Raw genomic sequence first — 19,452 nt, forward strand, 5'->3', positions numbered from 1 at the left:
CAAATGACAATTAACAATCAAGAAATTACTAGTAGACATCTCCAAAAATTAACCTCAAACCCTTGCACTGCCTGGGTCAAAACCGAGTTTCTGGAGATGTCTAGTGACTAACTAAATCTCGTGCTTGTTTAGTCCATCGTGCCACCTGATCAACACCAGGACAAAGGTCTCGGCGCTTCATGGTTGCTACCTGTAGGCGTAAAATATTTTGGTGCAAGCGGTGAGGGGGAGTCTGAGCTAGTTGGGTTAAAGAGCATATTCCTGCATGTAATACTAGTCCACAATATTGGCAGCCAATGCTAGGGATACGGGCTAAATCTGCTAGGGCTACCCATTTATTGACGTACTGAGTCTTTACCTTTAACTGGTTAGCTAGCGCTTGTTTAGCTTGGCCAGTGCTTGCTTTTTGGAGCAATTCCCTAGTGGTGGTAATGCCCAATTCTTTGAGTTTTGATTGATCTTGAATACTTAATCCGGGCAACTGCTCAATTGACCAGTGACTGACTTGGGTAGTTCTCGGAAGTTTGGATTTAGTAGACATCTAGACTACCGGGAAATGATGCTTCTAGATTAATCCAGCCTAGAGCGAACCGCAACAGGGTAATCATACCTTATGGCAGTTCTCTGTTGGGTGAGATACCTCGCCCTTGGGGTTGGGAGTAGGGAAAGGGGAGAGAGAGTGTGGGAAGTGTGGGAAGTGTGGGAAGTGTGGGAAGATGGGGAAATGGGGAGATGGGGAGTCAGATCAGCAACTGGAGTGGAAACCACGCTCAACCTTCAACAAACCACCATACATCAGTATCCGGATCTCGGTTCGGTGGAAATGAATACTGGCTTAGTGTCAAAACCGGCCAGATTACATTTGTGCTTCCAAGAAACTGATGCAACATATATGGACTTCTGTGGATAAGCTTGGTAAAGCTTTACTAGGGCATATGTGGAGAAGTGTATACCTGAGCCTTCAGGATGCGATCGCTCTGCTTGTAATCCTCTATATTCCTAGTTTAATCGGGCAGTTAATTCTCTCCAACAGCTTCTTAGATTTTAGTGTTTGTCTAGATAGTACCATTGGTGTCCAATTTTATGCCAGCTTAATCATCGGTGCCGCTAATTTTTTGCTCTGGATCCTAATTGCGGGTCGCATAATTGGTCGTTTGTGGGCACATTTCAATAATTTCTAATCTAGAATAACCTTTAATTATAACAGTTTTAAATCGGTTAAGGTGCGCGCCTCCTAGGCCGGGGAACCCGGCCTTGGGTCGCACCTGAGGTATGTTCCTTGTTGGTTTTAGAATGAAGTTAAGCCGTAACAAACTTACTTTAGAGCAGGAAGCCAAAGCTGGATTGAATTCCCTACTCCAGCAAACCGCTCAAATTGGTAGTTTTTTTTTCGTCTTGCTGTTACTCAGTCTTGGTAATCCTTCAGGATTAGTCGTCAGTTTGAGTTTTTTTTGGGGAATTGCATTTGTGGCTTGGCAAGAAAAGCAGCGACTGACTGGGAACGGCAAAAGGCAAAAGGCAAAAGGCAAAAGGTAATAGGGAAAGGAAATTTATTGACCTGATCTCAACCTAAGGGACTTGCGTGTAAAAAAAATACCAATTAAAGTAGGGTGGGCAAAGTAATATTATATAGTATAATCAAAATAAACAAACTGTTTTGCCCACCCTACTGGGAACGGCAAAAGGCAAAAGGCAAAAGGCAAAAGGTAATAGGGAAAGGAAATTTATTGACCTGATCTCAACCTAAGGGACTTGCGTGTAAAAAAAATACCAATTAAAGTAGGGTGGGCAAAGTAATATTATATAGTATAATCAAAATAAACAAACTGTTTTGCCCACCCTACAAGCTAAAAACTGACTGGGAACGGCAAAAGGCTTGCGTGTAAAAAAAATACCAATTAAAGTAGGGTGGGCAAAGTAATATTATATAGTATAATCAAAATAAACAAACTGTTTTGCCCACCCTACAAGCTAAAAACTGACTGGGAACGGCAAAAGGCTTGCGTGTAAAAAAAATACCAATTAAAGTAGGGTGGGCAAAGTAATATTATATAGTATAATCAAAATAAACAAACTGTTTTGCCCACCCTACAAGCTAAAAACTGGTATTTTATTTTTTGGCTACTCCCTAACCATTTTTGAATTCAAAAGGCAAAATTAAGAATTAAAACAGGTATAGCTTTCTAATTTTGAATTGTTGAGACCGGATACAGGCTCCTGAATTCATTTGGGTGCGGCTCTTTTAAAAGTACGGTAGACTAGATCTCAGTAAAACTGACAAATTAGTCAGAGTAATAGTTTGAGTCAATACCTCCTGGTGGGTGACCAGCTGAAAAAGTCAGCAGTAGTTCAGGACGTAGCGTGGCCTACGGCCTTAAATGCTGGTTTGTCAGCCACTTACGTGCCTAAAAAATAGAACTCATTGTATTGTTCCGGTGGGTCGGGGCATCCCGTGTCGTTAATAAAGTAACCCGTGTATCCGAACGCGCCCCGCGTCGGCGAAAGCCGATAGTGATGGCTGGAGTTGGTAAGAAGCCCACACTGTAATCTTCGATGAGCGTGTGGGAGTATGTCACAAAAGTGTGCCAATTCTACCTTTGGTAACTTTTTCTTTAGTATCCCAATTTTCCAGCGGTGGGGTGTTCGTAAGGTCAAGTTAATTACCTCTGGCACCCATGTACCACGGGCTCAGTGGATGGCGCAAATTCTACTGGGAGCTCATGGGATTTGGGTAGAGACAGATTTGGTGCAAGAGAAAGGTATTCCTGGTAATTCAGAATCCCCTCTCAAAACTGGGATAGACATTGCTCGCAGCTTGGTTTGGGCGCTACTGTCTCAAGTCATTCAACCCCGATGCTCTGATCTAATCCAACTCACGGATGTAGACATAGAGGCTTGGCGTGAGTCAGGTTTCAAGTGTGAGCATCAGGGGGGAGATTTGATCTCTACTGTCAGCCGTGCAAACCAAAAACAGCAAGGTTCGTTGTTGAAGCAAGAATCCCCGTCTCTGAGCGAGCGGGGAGTGTCAACATTAACCCAAAGGTTCAACTGGGTCGTCACTTGACTATGCGCTTCCAGGGAGCAAAGCCATTTTCAACACCTTTAAGACTAGCAGCCAAGCTGGGGTAATGTCGGAGCACAACACTTATGAAAGTGTTCTTTTCAATCCAGTCCAGACCGAATTGAGTATAGATTTCGGCAGTGTAATCCTTGGTAAAGAAGCGATCGCTTTTCAGTCGTCGGGATGCCATCAGGATGAATATCCGAAAGGCGGTATCGCTGAAACCAAATCCCTTGGGAGGATTTTCGGCAAACATACCTATCATTAGGTCTACACTATCGATATCATTGTTGTAAACTTCCCGCAATTCTTTCGCCCATTCTGGTTTCTCAGTGATTTCCTCGAAGGATTTAACTCGATCGCGACCAATTAGTTCCCGGAACTGGTTGTAACGGGGAACCCCTCGCTCCCGATCTCGGAGGATATCTACAGCAGCTAAGTCAAATACTTCACCGTTGTCCCTTAGTAGCTGCTGCAATTTCTTTGGATAATTGTAAAGGGTGACAGCACCTGGGTGGCTGATTCCAAAGGAGTAGAATAAATCAGCTATATCTACCTGTTCTAGAATGGCACGTGAGCGCTTGCCAGACACTTCAAAAAAGTCTTTTGTCAGCAGCTCTTTACCGTCTTTAACCGAGTAAAACGGGAATTCATCGGGGATGAGGGGATGCATCCGATACACAGAAACGAATTCTTCGGTGAGGTAGAAGGGAGCACCATGGTGGTCAGTAGATGAGCCGATAATGCCGCTGACTGCTTCACTGTCCCCAAGACGCCCAAAACGATTTTTGAATTCCTGACCTAATAGACCCCACCAATTAGCTCTCATGGCAACTTGCACGGCGGGATGCCCCAGGATGCCCGGAGTCCATTCCACAGTATGAATTTTAGCTAGCAAGGCAGCATTAATCAGTCGAGCGTGGTCGAACAGGTCATCATCTGTCCAGTCAGGGTATTGTTTTTTCAGATGATCACAGATAGTGTTGTGCTCTTTGACGAACAGGATATGCAACATGCTCAGTCCTATCCACCAGTTATCGTCAAAGCCCACAATATCGATTCCGTTCTCTGGGTTGACAGGTAACAAACCGTCATCACCAATGATCATCTTACCATCGACATGGCTACGCACCTTATCGATAGTTTCCTGATAACTGCCATAGATTTGGGAAGCATCCCACCAGTGAGTTTCTCGGTTGATAAAGGTTGGGGGATTGTTGGTATCGTCTTCAGAACGAGTGGGGTCTTTTGGAGTTGTTTCGATTTCCAGAGGTCGATGCTCTTCGGGCCAGGGGTCATCCTGTTCCAGAGGAATCTCGATTTTCTCCTGGGATTCATTATAGCCATGAGAAAACCAATCGTGGGTCTGGAATTGAATCCATGCTGCAGCTGTTAGGTTTAAGGTCGAAGCTGGTACAAATTCATCCCGCGTCAATAACTTCCGACTGATAGTACGGGGATTGGGATTGAGTAAATTCTTTTCGTCGGGGTAGGCGTATTTCAGGGCTACATTGCGTCCAAAGCGGGTGCCAGCCATACCCATTTTAGGATCATTGGGGTCATTAAATGAACCATCTGCTGTGCGAATTTTCAGATGGCGACCATCAGGACTAGGAGTCGGTTCAGGGGGCTCCCCTTTTGTGGGTAATTGGGAAGTATCGTGCAGGTTTTCTTCCCGCATATTATCCCGGAATTTATTTAATTTTAATAGGGCTAGAGGAGTAGGGAACTCATGCCAAGGTTTCTTTGTCATTGTGCTAATTCCTTTAGTTATTACCGAGGGATTTAATGTTTTAGGTTTGGAGTGTCAGGAATTCTCGTGGGAGCTTACTAATCACTCCTAAGCCTAGGTGAATAAGACTGGGCATGATCTTAATTCACCGTTGTCTAGCTCTTTCTATTTCTCAGTTTTTTATGTTCATCATAACTCATTAATTTATAAATTAAAGAGGATGACCTAATAAATTTAGTGTTGTCTAATTGTCTAGAATTGACAGTACCCATCTGGGGTACTCTTTGCTGATCACTGAACTGTCAATAAATTTCACAGTCAAGGGTCAAGGGTTAACAAATTGGATATCCTTTTCTGGGAAGTACCCTGGTAGAGGGTCTCGGGAGAGTACATTGGTTTTGGATGTCAGCTGCTGCTGGTCGAGGAGAATTGCGATCGCACTCTTACACACAAACAGGATCAAATCCCTTCCGGGACAAGTACGAGACCCTCTCAGAAACAAATTGGAGTAAGTCGAATTGTCCTGATCCCTCGGATCTAGCCACCGTTGAGGTACAAACGAATCCGTGGATGGGTCTAAAGATTTTTCCCGTTGCATGATTGGGAAAAAGTGCAGAATTTCCATGTCTGGCGGAATACGGGTGTTATTATACCTGTCGCCAGCTGTTGTAATGTGAAAGGTTCTGGTCACTGGAGGGAACAAACGACCAGTTTCCAACAAACAAGCTTCTAAATAGCTGAGTTTAGCAATGGTTGAGGCTTGCTCCAAGGAACCCGCTTCCTTGATTTCCTGTCGCACCCGTTCGAGCACCTTTGGTCTAGAGGTAATCATAGTCAGGGTTCTCGCCAGCAAGTCAGTCCCTGAACCAGTAAAAGTAAACATCCAGTGGGGGATTTGTTGTAGGAGTTCCTCTTCGGTAGTGTAGGGCTTTATGCCATGAGCCATAGACAACAGAGAGGGCTTTTCAGACGCTTCGCTGCCTTCCCAAAGCTGCTCAAGAGTTTCATAAAATTTTTCTAAACGCTTAGTTTCAAACCTTCCCAATACAATCCGCTTGATCGGATTTCCCACCATTGAGAATAACACCTGTATATCCTTGACCAACCGTCCAGGAGCAACATTTTCCCCAAACACGATGCCAAGCATTGCCTCACCCATACATTTCCGGATATCCTCAATGTTGGATACTGGCTTTGAAAAAGCATGATGTACCTGTTCGAGGAAAGCCTGTTGGTACTGGTGCTGGCAACCTGTGCCAAGCACTCCCTCGTTATAAGGTCTCAGGCGCTGCCACTGTTGATCATGGCTGATAGTGAGGGCGTTGGGAGCAAGGAAAGACATACCATCCTTCTTGAGATTGCCTTCGATATAGCCTTGGCTGTCCGGTGGGTCTTGTAAAATGTGGTCTGATAAGTCACGCCCAGATACTAGCAACACTTTCTTGAGAAGAAAGTTTAGAATGACATTTTTACTACCATAGCGTTTGATGACATCACCAATCCAACCCCCTAATACTTTTTCAAGGTCGAAACCACGGGGGTTACGGATAAAGCCACTGGCTAGATTACCCAGAAGCCGTAACAAGTCGAGTACATTGGTAGAAGGGTAGGTGTTCATTATTCATTGCTCATTGTTTCGTTGACAAATCTTACTTGAGGCTTTACTGAGACTTATCCAGTAAGCATTCAGCCGTCAGCCGTGAGCTAAAAGCTCACGCTACTTGAGGTGCGGTCAGCTGACGTAACAGAGATTAAACCAATGCTTACTTGTTTTATTCAAAAGCTGAGAGCCGATAGCTGATAGCTGATAGCTGATAGCTGATAGCTGATAGCTGATAGCTGATAGCTGATAGCTGATAGCTGATAGCTGAATGCTTACCATATCCATTGCTTCTATTTTCCTTAAGGCTATCAGCTTAAGCCAGAATTTCTCAATCCACTCCCTAATCAGAACTAGTGGCTACTTTCTTGCATGCTTCTCACCACTTGGGTTACTAGATTTCGGGGCATAAATCTTATACTGAGGGCAAGCAACTGGTTTTTGAGACCAGGCACAACAACAGTTCGATTTTTCATCAGACCAAGATAGCCAATCCTAGCAACAGTTTCAGCAGTCATAATCTTTTGTCCACTAACCAGCTTAGAGTCTTCCATGTTTGCCCGAGCTTGAAAACCCGATTCTGTTGGTCCTGGACACAGAGTAGTTACCGTCACCCCTGAACCCTTGAGTTCATTGGCAATTGCCTCGGAAAAGGATAGGACATAGGCTTTCGTGGCATAATATACTGCCATCAACGGACCAGGCTGAAACGCTGCTGTGGAGGCAATATTTAAAATTTTTCCATACTGTTGTTGCACCATAGCTGGCAGAAATAATTTGGTCAAATGGGTCAGGGCTACTATGTTTAGCTGCATCATGGCTAGTTCAGTAGCCAGGTCTGTTTCAGCAAAAGCTCCATAGGTAGCGAATCCAGCGTTGTTGACTAGTGCATCAACCTTGATACCTTCCTCTTGGAGCTGGTCAAAAATCTCCTGTGCAGCTCCTGGAACTGACAAATCCTTCGGAATAACCCTGACGAATGTCCCAAATTTTTCCCTAAAACCCTCGGCTAGTTGAGATAGTTTCGACTCACTTCTGGCGACTAACACTAACTTGTAGCCATCGCGAGCAAATAACTTGGTAAATTCATAACCAATTCCACTGGATGCACCAGTAATCAGAGCCGTTTTCGGACGATCCTTTACCTGATTTTTTTGATTCATTTGAGGTGTATGTTTACAAAAATTAACCCAGAAAATCTTGAAGAATTATTTCGATAGCCTTTCCAAAGGAATTGGAAACAAGTATGACAGTTTTTTTCATTACAAAAAATCCCTAGACACTTGATTAGCTCTTGCCTTTTGAATCTTGCCTTTTGCCTTTCCCTAAGGGATTATGTTCACAAATCAAATGGAAATGCTATGTAGGTTATAGTTATCCACTAGTAGTTGTAACTTAAATTACATTTTAAGCAGATCACCAGATCCTAGGGCAATCAAAAATCAAGCCAATAAAGCAAGCAAAGGGACTCTAGTTGAGGTATAGCATACTTTTGAGAAATTTAGGGAGAATGGGGGCGCTAGCTGAGGTAGGTGGTTCAGCTGCCAAAAATCTCTCTATTGCCTTGATAGTTATCCTCACAGGGAGCTTTTCCAAAACCGGATTGTTGTTAAAAAACTTAATAATCATGAAATATCAATGGTTGTTAAGTCATAATGGAAAGTGTTGGAAATTATAGTTTTTCGAGGAGAGACTTAACAACATCCAACTGGGGAGCAAGATTTTGTCAGGACTGACCCAAAATTGGCGAACAAACGCCCTTATACAAATTTGTGATAGTTCAATGACTCCTCCCCCAACCTAAAGCAAGGGGATGGGGTCAAAGGGGATAGTCACTGACAGTAATTTATTCCTAGCCTAGGGACAGCGCATAGCAGAGAATCGGGCATCAGACCAAATAAGCGTCACAAAATAGAAAGGACAAAAGACAAATGACATCCTTATTGTTATTTACTATCAATAAGAGCATTAAATAGTTTTCCTAAAAAAATATTCGGCCAGCATCTGGAATGCTAGGCATTGAGCTTGTAGCTTGCTTTATTCCAACAAAAGCCAAGATTCAACTAAATCAAATGGAAAAGGATATAATTTTTGAACCTTTGGAGTTCCGGAACTTGACCCTAAAGAATCGGATCTTTCGTTCTAATATCTCTGGTCGATTTGACAACTATGATGGTTCCGGTAACCAGGCACGGATCAATTGGGAAGAGAAATTTGCCCGAGGCGGCGTCGGTGCAATCGTCTCTTCCTTTACACCCGTCCAAATCCGAGGACGAATTTTACCTAACTATGCCACGATTGACCGGGATGATCGAATTCCCTTCTGGCGCAAAGTGGGCGAGAAAGTTCATGAGTATGACTGTAAGTTTTTGATGCAACTCAGCCACTCTGGTCGTCAGCGGGATGTTGGTGGTGTGGAGAATTTGCATAATAAGGGTCTTAGTTCAACCAGTGAAACTGAGTCATTTCATGGGCTGGAGTGTCAGGCAATGACACGCAAGGAAATCAAGGAAATGATTCAGGCATTCGCTGATGGTGCCAGACGAGCTCGTGAGGCAGGACTTGATGGGGTAGAACTTCACAGTGCCAATGGCTATCTGATTACCCAATTTCTGAGTTCAGGCATCAACGACCGCAAGGATGAGTATGGCGGTTCTCTGGAAAATCGAGCTCGTTTCTTGCTGGAGATTATCCAGGGAATACGCAAGGAGGTAGGAAACGATTTTCACCTCCAGGCAAAAATCAGTGCAGTGGAATACAACGATGCTGTGATTCCTTGGGATAAGCCTGGGAATACCCTGGAAGACTCTATCCAAATCTGCAAGTGGGTCGAGGAAGCTGGAGCAGATGCCCTTCATATATCCACTGGAAGCTTATTTCCCCACCCGTTGAACCCACCCGGTGAGTTTCCCCGGGACGAAGCATCCCGATGGTACGAGATCATGCTCGGAAGCGGTATCTATACCTTCCGCAATTACTTACTGTTCCGGTATAGATTCCTATTTCCCATCTTCTTGTTCTTGTGGAACCGAGTTTACAGAAAGGGTTCGACTCAGCCGATAATCGGCAAAGATGTACAGGATAAAGCCTTGGACGACTCCTTCCGGGAGTTTGTATCAAGTCAAACCATGCAAGAACTCCTAGATAAATACCAAGGTATTAGCATCAGTGATGCTCGGGAAATCAAAAAGCATGTGAATATCCCAGTCATCTGCACGGGAGGTTTTCAGCAAGCATCCTACATCCGTGAGGCGATTAGTGAAGGATTCTGTGATGCAGTTAGTATCGCCCGTCCTCTGGTTGCCAATAATGACCTAGTCCAGCAGTTTCAGCAAGGAAAAGACCTGCCAGACCGACCCTGCACCTACTGCAACAGGTGCTTGCTCAATGCCCTACAAAACCCCCTAGGCTGCTACGATGTGCGCCGATACAATGATGACCACGACAAAATGATTGAACAGGTGATGACTGTATTTGATCCACCGCCATTCTCCTAATTCTTAATTATCTTTGTCAACAACGAAGAGTAAAAACCTCTTCTAAGAAACATTTCTGTTTCTTTACATCTATAGAAAATGCCATAGAGAATGCGATCGCGTAGCGTAGCCCTTCGGGCTAATCGCTTTCCTCGAACGCTTTTTTCTATAGGAGTTAGGATGTTACGGTACATAGGTTGAGGGGGCACGGCTGTGTACCCCTACAAATGGCGTTCATTTTTGGATACAAGGGTAAGTCTTGATCTACTCAGGACTGAGCACTGAACACTGACGCACTATTTTATAGATCACAGCTAAGAAACTTATGAGTGAATCAGAAAACCCAACCCTACTCAAGGGTGCTTTCAAAAGCTTAAAGCGGTTTTGGCTTCTTATTATCGGAGTTGTACTGGTCATCACCCTAGTGATAGCTTGGCCGTTGATATCCAACTCCCCAGTTAGATATGCAGATATTAATGACCACTTTAAGTATGGTTCCATCGGCAGCGAGCCAGTGAATGGAGTTCCCTACTGGATCTGGAAAGTACTGCCAGCAATTTTCCCAGATAAGCTACCCGGTGAGGGTTATGCTTCATTAGGCTTTATCTATGAACCAGGACAAGACAGACCCATCGGCTTTTCAAAGCGTCGGATGTTCGTTGACCGTGTTGGTTTAAATTGTGCAGTCTGCCATGCTGGTACAGTGCGAGATACCCGCGATAGTACACCCCGGGTAATCACCACCATGCCTTCCAATACGGTCGATCTATCGGGCTACATCAAGTTAATCTCCGAAGTAGCATTTGATCCACGATTCAACGCTGACCGGATTTTGGCAGAGATTGCAGCCCAAGGGGAAAAGTTCAACCCGATCCAGAAATTGATTTATCGCTACCTGGTTATTCCCCAGACTCGGGATGCTTTAATTGCTCAGGGTAGCCTACTCGCCTTTTTAGATAACCAACTTGATCGCGGTCCTGGGCGGGTGGATACTTTTAATCCCTATAAATCCCTGCAATTTCGCTTCCCAATGGATCACTTAGATCCTGATGAACTGATTGGTGGTGCAGATTTTCCCTCCATCTGGAATCAGAAGCCTCGTGAGGGTTTGCAGTTGCACTGGGATGGTGATAACGACTCGGTGGATGAGCGGAACCTGAGCGCTGCTTTGGGTGCAGGGGTCACACCAACCACGGTAGATTTGGATGGGATTCAACGGGTTGCTGATTGGCTGTGGGAATTACCACCCCCGCCCTATCCCTATGAAATTAACCAGAATTTGGCAGCAGTGGGTAAGCCAATTTATGAAAACAACTGCGCCAGTTGCCATGCTTTTGGTGGTTCAAAGGTTGGCAAGGTAACACCTATTGAAGAAATTGGTACAGACCGATATCGCCTGGATTCCTACACCTATGAACTACTTTCTAACCAAAATACCCTCTTTGTTGGCACACCAAGGCGTTTCAAACATTTCCGCAAGACTAATGGCTATGCCAATGTGCCCCTAGATGGAATTTGGCTACGAGCTCCCTATTTACACAATGGTTCAGTACCAACTCTCAGAGACTTGTTAGAAACCCCCGAAAACCGACCCAAAGAATTCTATCGAGGTGATGATGTTTTCGATCAGCAAAAGGTTGGTTTTGTTTCCGATGTAGCCGAGGATAATACCAAGGAATTCTTTAAGATTGATACAACAATTCCTGGCAATTTAAAGAGTGGTCACCTGTATGGAACTGACCTCTCTCCAGAAGCAAAAGATGCCTTAGTAGAGTACATGAAGACTCTTTAGTAAGGGATAAATGTCAACAATTATGGACAACAAAAATCAACCAATACATTAAACAAAGAGATTAAAACAACAGATTCAAGCAAGAGGTAAAATGAACACTTACGCTAAATGGTTTGGTCGTGTGGTATGGCTTGGCATCATTATCAATGTGGTGTTTTTTGTCATTCCCTTATTGTTCTTCCCAGAAGTCATGCTTTCGTTATTAAAAATGCAAATTCCAGTGCCGATTATCTGGGTACGTGCTGCAGGGTTGCTGTTGCTGGAAATCAGTATTTTATACATTCCTGGTGCCATGGATCCCTATCGCTATAAAGCAACAGCTTGGATGTCGATATTGGTCACACGAGGTGGTGGAGCTACGTTTTTTATAACGGCTGTCTTGTTATTTGGTCAAGATCTGGGATTTCTGAGTATCGCTTTGGTTGACCTTGTCTTCGCAGTTATCCAAGGAATTCTATTATTCCTTGCCCTGCAAACTCAACAACCCTTTATTTTAGAAACAGCCAAGGGATTATCCTAACTTTTAGGGAATAGTAATACTTATCACCTAGCACTGCACTCACCACTATCTAGCAGTAGGGAGAACAATAACGTTATGGAAATGGTGAAGACGAAATTAGGGACAATACTAATAACGATTGTGATTAGTATTTTCTTGCTGGCTGGAGTTGTAGCCTATGTGGGATGGTACAATCTATTTCGAGAAGACCCCAATCCTCCCACTTATTACGATTATGAGTCGCCAGAAGAACACTTCAAGTATGGTTCCATTGGCACAGAAAATGCTGAAGGTGTACCGTATTTAATTTGGCTGGTGCTTCCCCGGATATTTCCAGACCAACTACCAGGACCTGGTGGTTATACGTCTTTGGGAATTACCTGGGAAGAGGGGAAAGAATTGCCCATTGGCTTTTCTAAAAAAACTATTGGTTTTCCCCGTCAGGGCATAACTTGTGCTGCCTGTCATACGGCTACATTTCGCGAAAATCCTAAAGATAAACCTACCATTATTTTAGGAGGACCCTCAAGTAAGTTTGATTCTCAAGGCTACCTCCGATTTCTGCAAGATTGTGCCAATGACCCACGATTTACAGCAGACTATATTCTTGGAGAAATTGGATACAATTATGAACTTTCTTGGTTTGATAAACTACTTTATCGCTATGTAATTATTCCTCAGACCAGGAAATCAATTCTGGAACTTGGGGAAGGATATGCTTGGATGGATTCCCGTCCGGACTGGGGACCTGGTCGAATCTCTCCATTCAACCCTGGCAAGTTTCGATACTTAGAACAGCCTCTAGATGATTCTGTTGACAACTCCGACATGATGTCGATTTGGAATCAAAAGATGCATGAAGGATTTGCCTATCATTGGGATGGCTTAGAAACGTCACTAACGGAAACCATCCAGACTGGGGCAATCGGGGATGGTGCTACTAGGAAGTCGATTAATATCGAAGGTTTAAAGCGGGTAGAAGATTATATTACTGAATTACCTCCTCCCCCATATCCTTTTGAGGTTAATCAAACATTGGCAGCAAAAGGTAGTGAGATTTTTGCTAATACCTGTGCATCCTGCCATGCTTTTGGTGGAGAACGGACAGGAACTGTTATTCCTATCGATGAGATTGGTACTGACCGCAACCGCTTAGATATGTGGACTCAGGAAGCAGCTGATGCTTATAATGAGTACGCTGAAGGCTATGAATGGGACTTTGACTACCTGCGTAAGACTAATGGTTATGTGGCAGTAGCCCTTGATGGACTTTGGCTAAGAGCTCCTTATCTCCATAATGGTTCGGTGCCTAATCTAACAAACTTACTGGAAACTCCTGAAAACCGGACGAAGGTATTTTACCGGGGATATGATGTCTATGATCCCGAAGAAGTCGGCTTTGTCTCGGAGGGCGCAAATGCTGAGAAGGAGGGTTTCAGATACGATACTAGCGTTATAGCTAACGGTAACCAAGGACATATTTATGGCACTGATTTACCTGAACAGGATAAGAAAGCCTTGATTGAATATCTGAAAACTTTGTGATCTCCTGGACTTTCTAAAGCACTAGCATATGGGGCAGATAAACTTACCCATATGCAGCAATTAAACTAATCGTATTTACTGAAATCTTTCAGTTTCATTTAAATAAGAGTAGCTCTTTAGCTATTATCAAAATAACCAAACTTTTTTTGGGCGACTCTACAAGCTAAAAACTAGTATTTTATTGTTTTTTCTACCCTCTTAAGTAATTCAATTCTCAGTAATTCTATTTAAGCGATCGCAAATCCCTCTTAGTTCGGTTTGACTACACACTGGATCTCGTGGTGCTGGCAATTCTGTGTTGGGCCATGTGGATAAATCAAAACAGGGACAACAGTTTGGTGGTATCCCAGCACTTTTAATGGGTACAGGCATATCACAACGGGAACAAGGAAGTATATCCCACTTGGGTGTTAATAAATCCGCAATTGTTTCATCAGTTCCTTCCAGGTAACAATCACCAGTCTCTGGTGAAATCGCTAGCTGCCAAATCGTTTCAAATTCTTGGCTGTAGTGCTTGCCATTTGTAAGTGATTGTGGCTGCATAGCTGAAAAACCATTGCGCATCACAACTTTTTTCCCTAACTGGAACCAGTAGGTGAGATAGCGTTTGACTTGTGCTTCAGATGCCATTGGTTTGTTAGTAGTTTGTTATTAATAGTTAGTTTTAACCCGTTGAATAAACAACTGAGTTAGGAAGCTTCTTCCACACTGGCGGTATCTTTACCCTCTTGCCATGGATGGGATTAGGTTTGAGGTGATTCGCCAACAGTACCATTATAGGGTAATGGTTGACCCAGAGTACTGAGATTAAGCACATGACCACCGGTGACTAAGTAGACTGGGTTAGCCAAGTGCCCCAAATAACGCACTACATTTCCGAGGCGATCGCGAAATGCCCTACCCATAGGATAAGCTGGAACCACTCCCCAGCCAGCCTCTTCTGCAACAAAAATTACAGAACCTTTAACCTGGGTCAAACTATTCCATAAGCTTTGTAACGTTTGCTGCCAAACAGTATCATCCTGTTCTAGGCAATTGGCAACCCAGGTTCCTAGAGAATCTACTAACAGGCAGTGATTGATGTCAGAATATTTGGTAATTGTTGCTGGCAAGTCCAGTGGTACCAAAAGGGTTGTCCATGAACTGGGGCGTCGCTGCTGATGTTTTTCAATGCGGGCCAGCCACTCTGGATCATCCGGGTTGATTGTGGCAGTAGCGACGTATACTACCGATTTCCCAGTCTGCATTGCCAGGGTTTCTGCCCACTCGCTTTTGCCAGACCTGGATGGTCCGGTGACTAAAATTAAATTACTGGTAAATTTGGTACTAGTAAATTGGGTACTATTCAAGGCTATTGGGACTTATATTGCCATTGCGCGAAAATTAACAGAGCTTATAGTTCAGAATAATTGGCATCTTCCCCCTTCAAATCAACTATATTTACTCACAAAATCAGTCTTCATGAAATCAAAATTGCGACGGATCGAGACAACACTAAATCAGTTAGCAAAAGCTAGTGCCACTGATTCATCACAACCATCCCCAGCTGTGGCTGATCAAACTAATCAGCAACAAGCAGGTGTAGTAAGTCGTAGACATAAAAAGGAACCTTCTTTCTCTATGGCAGTACAACCGTTTCCCACTCGCCAGGATGAACAGAAGATACCAACTCTGCCTAGATTGAAATACCCTAAACTGGGAAACCATCGCCATGGTGCTAACCCAGCTTTGGCCATGAATCTGTTGCAAGACATTGAGGGAATTGTTCTGGGTTGGCAGCAGGAACTGCACAAAATCCTCCTTCAAATTCAAGACCTATACCTAGAAGGACCAATTGTTGATGGCTGGTTAGAGTCTCAAGCGAGTCAACCCCAAGATGCCATGGGGACAGTAAGACTAGCCAATGGTGACCGGATGATGGACTATGTGGATGAAGGAGTTGAGCAATCGAATACTAATGTTACGTATCAATCTCCTCGTACTGGTTACCGTCTTTGTGGCTTGGATGAGCAGGGTCAATCTTGGTCAAGGTCTTGTCCAGCGGATCAGGTTCCCAGTGTGAGCATGGCCATCGCTCGTTATCAAAAACTGCGACAACTGTTAATTCGGAAAAAATACCTCGAAGACCGCCTCAGTCAACTAGCAGAAACATTAACTGTGATGCACTCTCAGCTGAATAAGCCTTAATTAAAGGTTTGCGATTGACCTTTGCTCACGCTTCGCAATGAAGCGAACGCGCCCCGCGTGGCCTACGGCCTCAGCTTCCGCGCTTTTGCGATCGCACTCACTATGGGCCGATCACTATGAGCCGATGCTTTGGCAGCTAAAAGCTACCTGGAATCTCTCTAACAAAGCCCAAATGGGGTTCGATGCGACCTGTAGTCATGCTCACCCAAGCTAGTCCTTCCGAAGTTCCGATCCACAACTTGTTACCAGTATTAGGAGCTAATGCCAGAATACGACTAGAAGGTAGCTTGCCTAGTTTAGCCAACACTTCTCCACTGTCTCGTTTAATTTTAAATAAGCCATTATCCGTACCAACCCAAACATTACCATCTAGATCAAACTGGACAGCAGTGACATTACGTCCTCTTAGGGGAGTTACAGACCTGAACACTTCGTAAGTGTCTGGGTTAATCACCAGTAAACTATTAGGAGTGCCAGCCCATAGCATTCCCTCTGGTCCTCTGGTCAAGGTTTGCACGGTGTTTCCTGGTAAATCCTTGATGCGAGCGATCACAAAAGCACTAGCAGTATCCACTCGCACTAGCCCTTCTAGAGTGCCCACCCACAGCTGACCCTCTTGATCTAGAGTCAGAGCATTGGCACTGACACCGGGTAATTTTTGTAACGTTGTCATCAACAATCCCTGGTCAGGGCTAATCAAAGCCAGACCGCGATCGCTTCCCACCCAAAGATAGCCACGAGTGTCAATCAACAGGGACAACACATTATTAGACGGTAAGGTAAAGTTTTGGGCATTAATTTCATTATTACGGGGGTCTATACGCAATAGTCCTTCATAGGTTCCTACCCAAATCCGCCCTACCCGATCCTGAGCTATCGCACCAACAGTGTAATTGGGGAGACTTAGGCGAGTGCGGATTTTTCCAGTATTAGGGTCAATTCTAGTTAATCCTAGCCAAGAGCCCACCCAAAGCTCACCAGTAAAATCCGGTTGCAAAGCAGACACCCGAAAATCTGCTGGTAGGGGCTGGGTTTCTTGCCTGAGGCGTTGATCAGGCAAAGGTCTAGTTGGGGGCGGAGGGTTTCTAAGGGACGTGGGGGGGGATACCTCTTGGTTTACCGAGTCAGTGGATAACTGTGTCTGAGCGTACGCTGTTGAGGAATATGAGAAATGGTTGTTTGGCTCACTGTCTGGGATTGACACAGGTAAGATTTGCCCCAGCAGTGTAGCACTGACTACCAGACCGATACGGTTAGTTAAGCGGTTAGTTAAGCAGTTAGTTAAGCGGTTAGTTAACCATGCCATTATTTCCAGCATCTTGATTAAGTCTTTAGTTGATCACGACTGGGTGCATCTCATATTTGAAAATGTTGCGTAGGGTGCGTAGGGTGCGTTAGGGGGGATTGCCATCATATTCAACTTCGTAGCCAGTAGCCCCGTAACGCACCACCGAAGGGCTCGCCGTCATTTTCAGCCTCGTAGCCAGCCTTGGGAAGGTCTGCCCCGTAACGCACCACGGGGTCAAACACCAAAAATGAGATGCATCCATCAGGACTTACCCTTGCATCCGTTGCTCAATCCTAATTTTAGGGGCGATTGTCGGGGCGCAATGGTTGCAGCCTCACGATCTGTAGCGCAACTGTTCAAGTTTTATTTATCTGATTTTGTTTTGTAACCCCGCTGCCAAACCTTGTCAAGGCAACTATTATAGTCAATTTTAGAATTTTTGTGACAAATATGTGATTAATTGTTACATTTCGTCATGTTATAAGAGGAGCTGATACATTCCTAAAGAATATTTGAGGTTTAAGTGATCCCATTACCTGCTATATTTCAAAATGATTAAGAAATCCTGAATTGCCTTAGCGACTTGACCCACTAGCAACCGTTTACCAATCAGCGGAGCAGTCGGGTAAGTAAGTAAAGCTACAGGTAATCCCCAACATTAGCCACAAACAGGTGATTGTGGAATCGGTGTTGTGCCCTTCTTCAGGCTTAGAAAACAAGCCTAGATGGGTTGTGTGTTCTCTTAGCTAGGAGCAACACACAACACTAAGAAAAGAAAATCTCTTCTAGCGATAGCAACATTCAGTAGTTCCTAAGGAAGCAACGCATGTCTTACTCATCAACCAGGACTCAGACAAAAGCTGGCTACGATGCCGGTGTAAAAGACTATAAATTAACCTATTATACGCCAGATTATACTCCAAAAGATACGGATATTTTGGCAGCGTTTCGCGTAACACCGCAGCCTGGTGTACCTCCGGAAGAAGCCGGTGCAGCGGTTGCAGCTGAGTCTTCTACGGGTACCTGGACAACAGTTTGGACTGACTTGCTGACTGACCTAGACCGTTACAAAGGTCGTTGCTACGACATCGAACCAGTACGTGGGGAAGACAACCAGTTCATCTGCTTTATTGCCTACCCACTGGATCTGTTTGAAGAAGGCTCAGTCACCAACATGCTGACCTCCATCGTGGGTAACGTATTTGGTTTCAAAGCTCTGCGAGCACTGCGTTTAGAAGACTTGCGGATTCCCATTGCTTACCTCAAAACCTTCCAGGGACCACCCCACGGGATTGTTGTAGAGCGGGACAAGTTGAATAAGTATGGTCGTCCTTTGCTCGGTTGTACCATTAAGCCCAAGCTAGGTCTATCCGCTAAGAACTACGGTCGTGCAGTATATGAGTGCTTGCGCGGTGGTCTCGACTTCACCAAAGACGACGAAAACATTAACTCCCAGCCCTTCATGCGCTGGCGCGATCGCTTCCTGTTCGTAGCAGAAGCAATCCACAAATCCCAAGCTGAAACTGGCGAAATCAAAGGTCACTACCTCAACGTCACTGCTCCCACCTGCGAGGAGATGATGAAGCGGGCTGAGTTTGCTAAGTCCCTGGACATGCCTATCATCATGCACGACTACCTCACTGGTGGCTTTACCGCCAACACCACTCTGGCTCGTTGGTGCCGTGATAATGGCGTTCTGCTGCACATCCACCGCGCTATGCACGCTGTGATTGACCGTCAGAAACACCACGGTATGCACTTCCGCGTCTTGGCTAAGTGCTTGCGCATGTCCGGTGGTGACCACCTCCACTCCGGTACTGTAGTCGGTAAGCTTGAAGGTGAAAAAGGTATCACCATGGGCTTCGTTGACCTGATGCGGGAAGACCACATTGAGCAAGACCGCGAACGGGGTATTTACTTCACTCAAGACTGGGCTTCCATGCCTGGTGTAATGCCAGTGGCTTCTGGTGGTATTCACGTTTGGCACATGCCTGCGCTAGTAGAAATCTTTGGTGATGATTCCTGCCTACAATTCGGTGGTGGTACTCTAGGTCACCCATGGGGTAATGCTCCTGGTGCTACTGCAAACCGGGTAGCTCTAGAAGCTTGTATCCAAGCTCGTAACGAAGGTCGTAACCTGATGCGTGAAGGTGGTGACATTATCCGGGAAGCTGCTAAGTGGAGTCCTGAGTTGGCAGTTGCTTGCGAACTTTGGAAGGAAATCAAGTTCGAGTTCGAGGCAATGGATACAGTCTGATGCCGTTTGAGCTGT

General features: G+C 44.8%; 17 protein-coding genes and 1 pseudogene. 10 read left to right on the forward strand and 8 right to left on the reverse strand.

The window, feature by feature from the left end:
• Positions 1-100: 100 nt before the first annotated feature.
• Positions 101-541 (reverse strand): DUF4332 domain-containing protein, encoded by a 441-nt coding sequence (locus F6K64_RS02690; RefSeq protein WP_008180612.1) that lies wholly within the window; start codon positions 539-541, stop codon positions 101-103.
• A 72-nt stretch (positions 542-613) separates the two neighbouring features.
• Between F6K64_RS02690 and F6K64_RS02695 the strand changes: the two genes are divergently transcribed.
• The 4 genes and pseudogenes from F6K64_RS02695 to F6K64_RS02710 form a co-directional block, all read left to right on the forward strand.
• Positions 614-910, forward strand: a complete 297-nt coding sequence (locus F6K64_RS02695) for a hypothetical protein (RefSeq protein WP_008180614.1) — start codon at positions 614-616, stop codon at positions 908-910.
• Entirely contained in the window at positions 882-1,181 is a 300-nt protein-coding gene (locus F6K64_RS02700; RefSeq protein WP_044492383.1) for a hypothetical protein, read from the forward strand. Before F6K64_RS02695 ends, F6K64_RS02700 begins: the two co-directional genes overlap by 29 nt.
• Positions 1,182-1,293: 112 nt before the next feature.
• On the forward strand, positions 1,294-1,536 hold the full coding sequence (locus F6K64_RS02705; RefSeq protein ID WP_008180619.1) for a hypothetical protein: 243 nt from the start codon (positions 1,294-1,296) through the stop codon (positions 1,534-1,536).
• A 1,039-nt stretch (positions 1,537-2,575) separates the two neighbouring features.
• Positions 2,576-3,064, forward strand: a pseudogene (locus tag F6K64_RS02710) (YdcF family protein); the annotation flags it as partial.
• On the opposite strand, the gene F6K64_RS02715 reads toward F6K64_RS02710, so the two are convergent.
• From F6K64_RS02715 to F6K64_RS02730, 4 genes are all read right to left on the reverse strand, one after another.
• Positions 3,057-4,814 carry a peroxidase family protein gene (locus F6K64_RS02715; protein ID WP_008187949.1) on the reverse strand — a complete coding sequence of 586 codons (1,758 nt, stop codon included), beginning with the start codon at positions 4,812-4,814 and terminating at the stop codon, positions 3,057-3,059. The pseudogene F6K64_RS02710 and the gene F6K64_RS02715 sit on opposite strands and share 8 nt — an antisense overlap.
• Positions 4,815-5,118: 304 nt before the next feature.
• The gene (locus F6K64_RS02720) at positions 5,119-6,411 is read right to left on the reverse strand and encodes a cytochrome P450 (protein WP_287264771.1); all 1,293 of its coding nucleotides are present in this window, start codon (positions 6,409-6,411) and stop codon (positions 5,119-5,121) included.
• 114 nt (positions 6,412-6,525) lie between these two features.
• Positions 6,526-6,681, reverse strand: coding sequence for a hypothetical protein (locus tag F6K64_RS02725; RefSeq protein WP_287252331.1), 156 nt, complete (start codon positions 6,679-6,681; stop codon positions 6,526-6,528).
• 65 nt (positions 6,682-6,746) lie between these two features.
• The gene (locus F6K64_RS02730) at positions 6,747-7,556 is read right to left on the reverse strand and encodes an SDR family NAD(P)-dependent oxidoreductase (RefSeq protein ID WP_008187946.1); all 810 of its coding nucleotides are present in this window, start codon (positions 7,554-7,556) and stop codon (positions 6,747-6,749) included.
• 909 nt (positions 7,557-8,465) lie between these two features.
• On the opposite strand from F6K64_RS02730, the gene F6K64_RS02735 reads away from it, so the two are divergent.
• From F6K64_RS02735 to F6K64_RS02750, 4 genes are all read left to right on the forward strand, one after another.
• Positions 8,466-9,890: an NADH:flavin oxidoreductase gene (locus tag F6K64_RS02735; RefSeq protein WP_287264773.1), complete on the forward strand. Its 1,425-nt coding sequence runs from the start codon at positions 8,466-8,468 to the stop codon at positions 9,888-9,890.
• Between the two features lie 304 nt (positions 9,891-10,194).
• Entirely contained in the window at positions 10,195-11,661 is a 1,467-nt protein-coding gene (locus F6K64_RS02740) for a c-type cytochrome (protein ID WP_287264774.1), read from the forward strand.
• A gap of 91 nt (positions 11,662-11,752) precedes the next feature.
• Entirely contained in the window at positions 11,753-12,181 is a 429-nt protein-coding gene (locus tag F6K64_RS02745) for a hypothetical protein (RefSeq protein ID WP_071106144.1), read from the forward strand.
• A gap of 75 nt (positions 12,182-12,256) precedes the next feature.
• Entirely contained in the window at positions 12,257-13,705 is a 1,449-nt protein-coding gene (locus F6K64_RS02750; RefSeq protein WP_502708022.1) for a c-type cytochrome, read from the forward strand.
• Positions 13,706-13,912: 207 nt separating this feature from the next.
• On the opposite strand, the gene F6K64_RS02755 is transcribed toward F6K64_RS02750, so the two are convergent.
• Complete coding sequence (locus F6K64_RS02755; protein WP_287264777.1) at positions 13,913-14,335, reverse strand: hypothetical protein; 423 nt, start codon at positions 14,333-14,335, stop codon at positions 13,913-13,915.
• 113 nt (positions 14,336-14,448) lie between these two features.
• Positions 14,449-15,054 carry a bifunctional adenosylcobinamide kinase/adenosylcobinamide-phosphate guanylyltransferase gene (gene cobU / locus F6K64_RS02760; protein WP_071106150.1) on the reverse strand — a complete coding sequence of 202 codons (606 nt, stop codon included), beginning with the start codon at positions 15,052-15,054 and terminating at the stop codon, positions 14,449-14,451.
• A 112-nt stretch (positions 15,055-15,166) separates the two neighbouring features.
• On the opposite strand from cobU, the gene F6K64_RS02765 reads away from it, so the two are divergent.
• Positions 15,167-15,892 carry a hypothetical protein gene (locus F6K64_RS02765; protein WP_071108008.1) on the forward strand — a complete coding sequence of 242 codons (726 nt, stop codon included), beginning with the start codon at positions 15,167-15,169 and terminating at the stop codon, positions 15,890-15,892.
• Between the two features lie 136 nt (positions 15,893-16,028).
• Here F6K64_RS02765 and F6K64_RS02770 read toward each other — a convergent pair whose 3' ends face one another.
• The gene (locus F6K64_RS02770; protein ID WP_071106151.1) at positions 16,029-17,210 is read right to left on the reverse strand and encodes a ligand-binding sensor domain-containing protein; all 1,182 of its coding nucleotides are present in this window, start codon (positions 17,208-17,210) and stop codon (positions 16,029-16,031) included.
• Between the two features lie 796 nt (positions 17,211-18,006).
• On the opposite strand from F6K64_RS02770, the gene F6K64_RS02775 reads away from it, so the two are divergent.
• A complete protein-coding gene (locus tag F6K64_RS02775) occupies positions 18,007-19,437 on the forward strand; it encodes a form I ribulose bisphosphate carboxylase large subunit (RefSeq protein ID WP_071106152.1) in 1,431 nt (476 codons plus the stop codon).
• The last annotated feature ends 15 nt before the right edge of the window (positions 19,438-19,452 follow it).

Origin of the sequence: Moorena sp. SIO3A2, from assembly GCF_010672265.1 — a bacterium.
Lineage (GTDB): Bacteria > Cyanobacteriota > Cyanobacteriia > Cyanobacteriales > Coleofasciculaceae > Moorena > Moorena producens.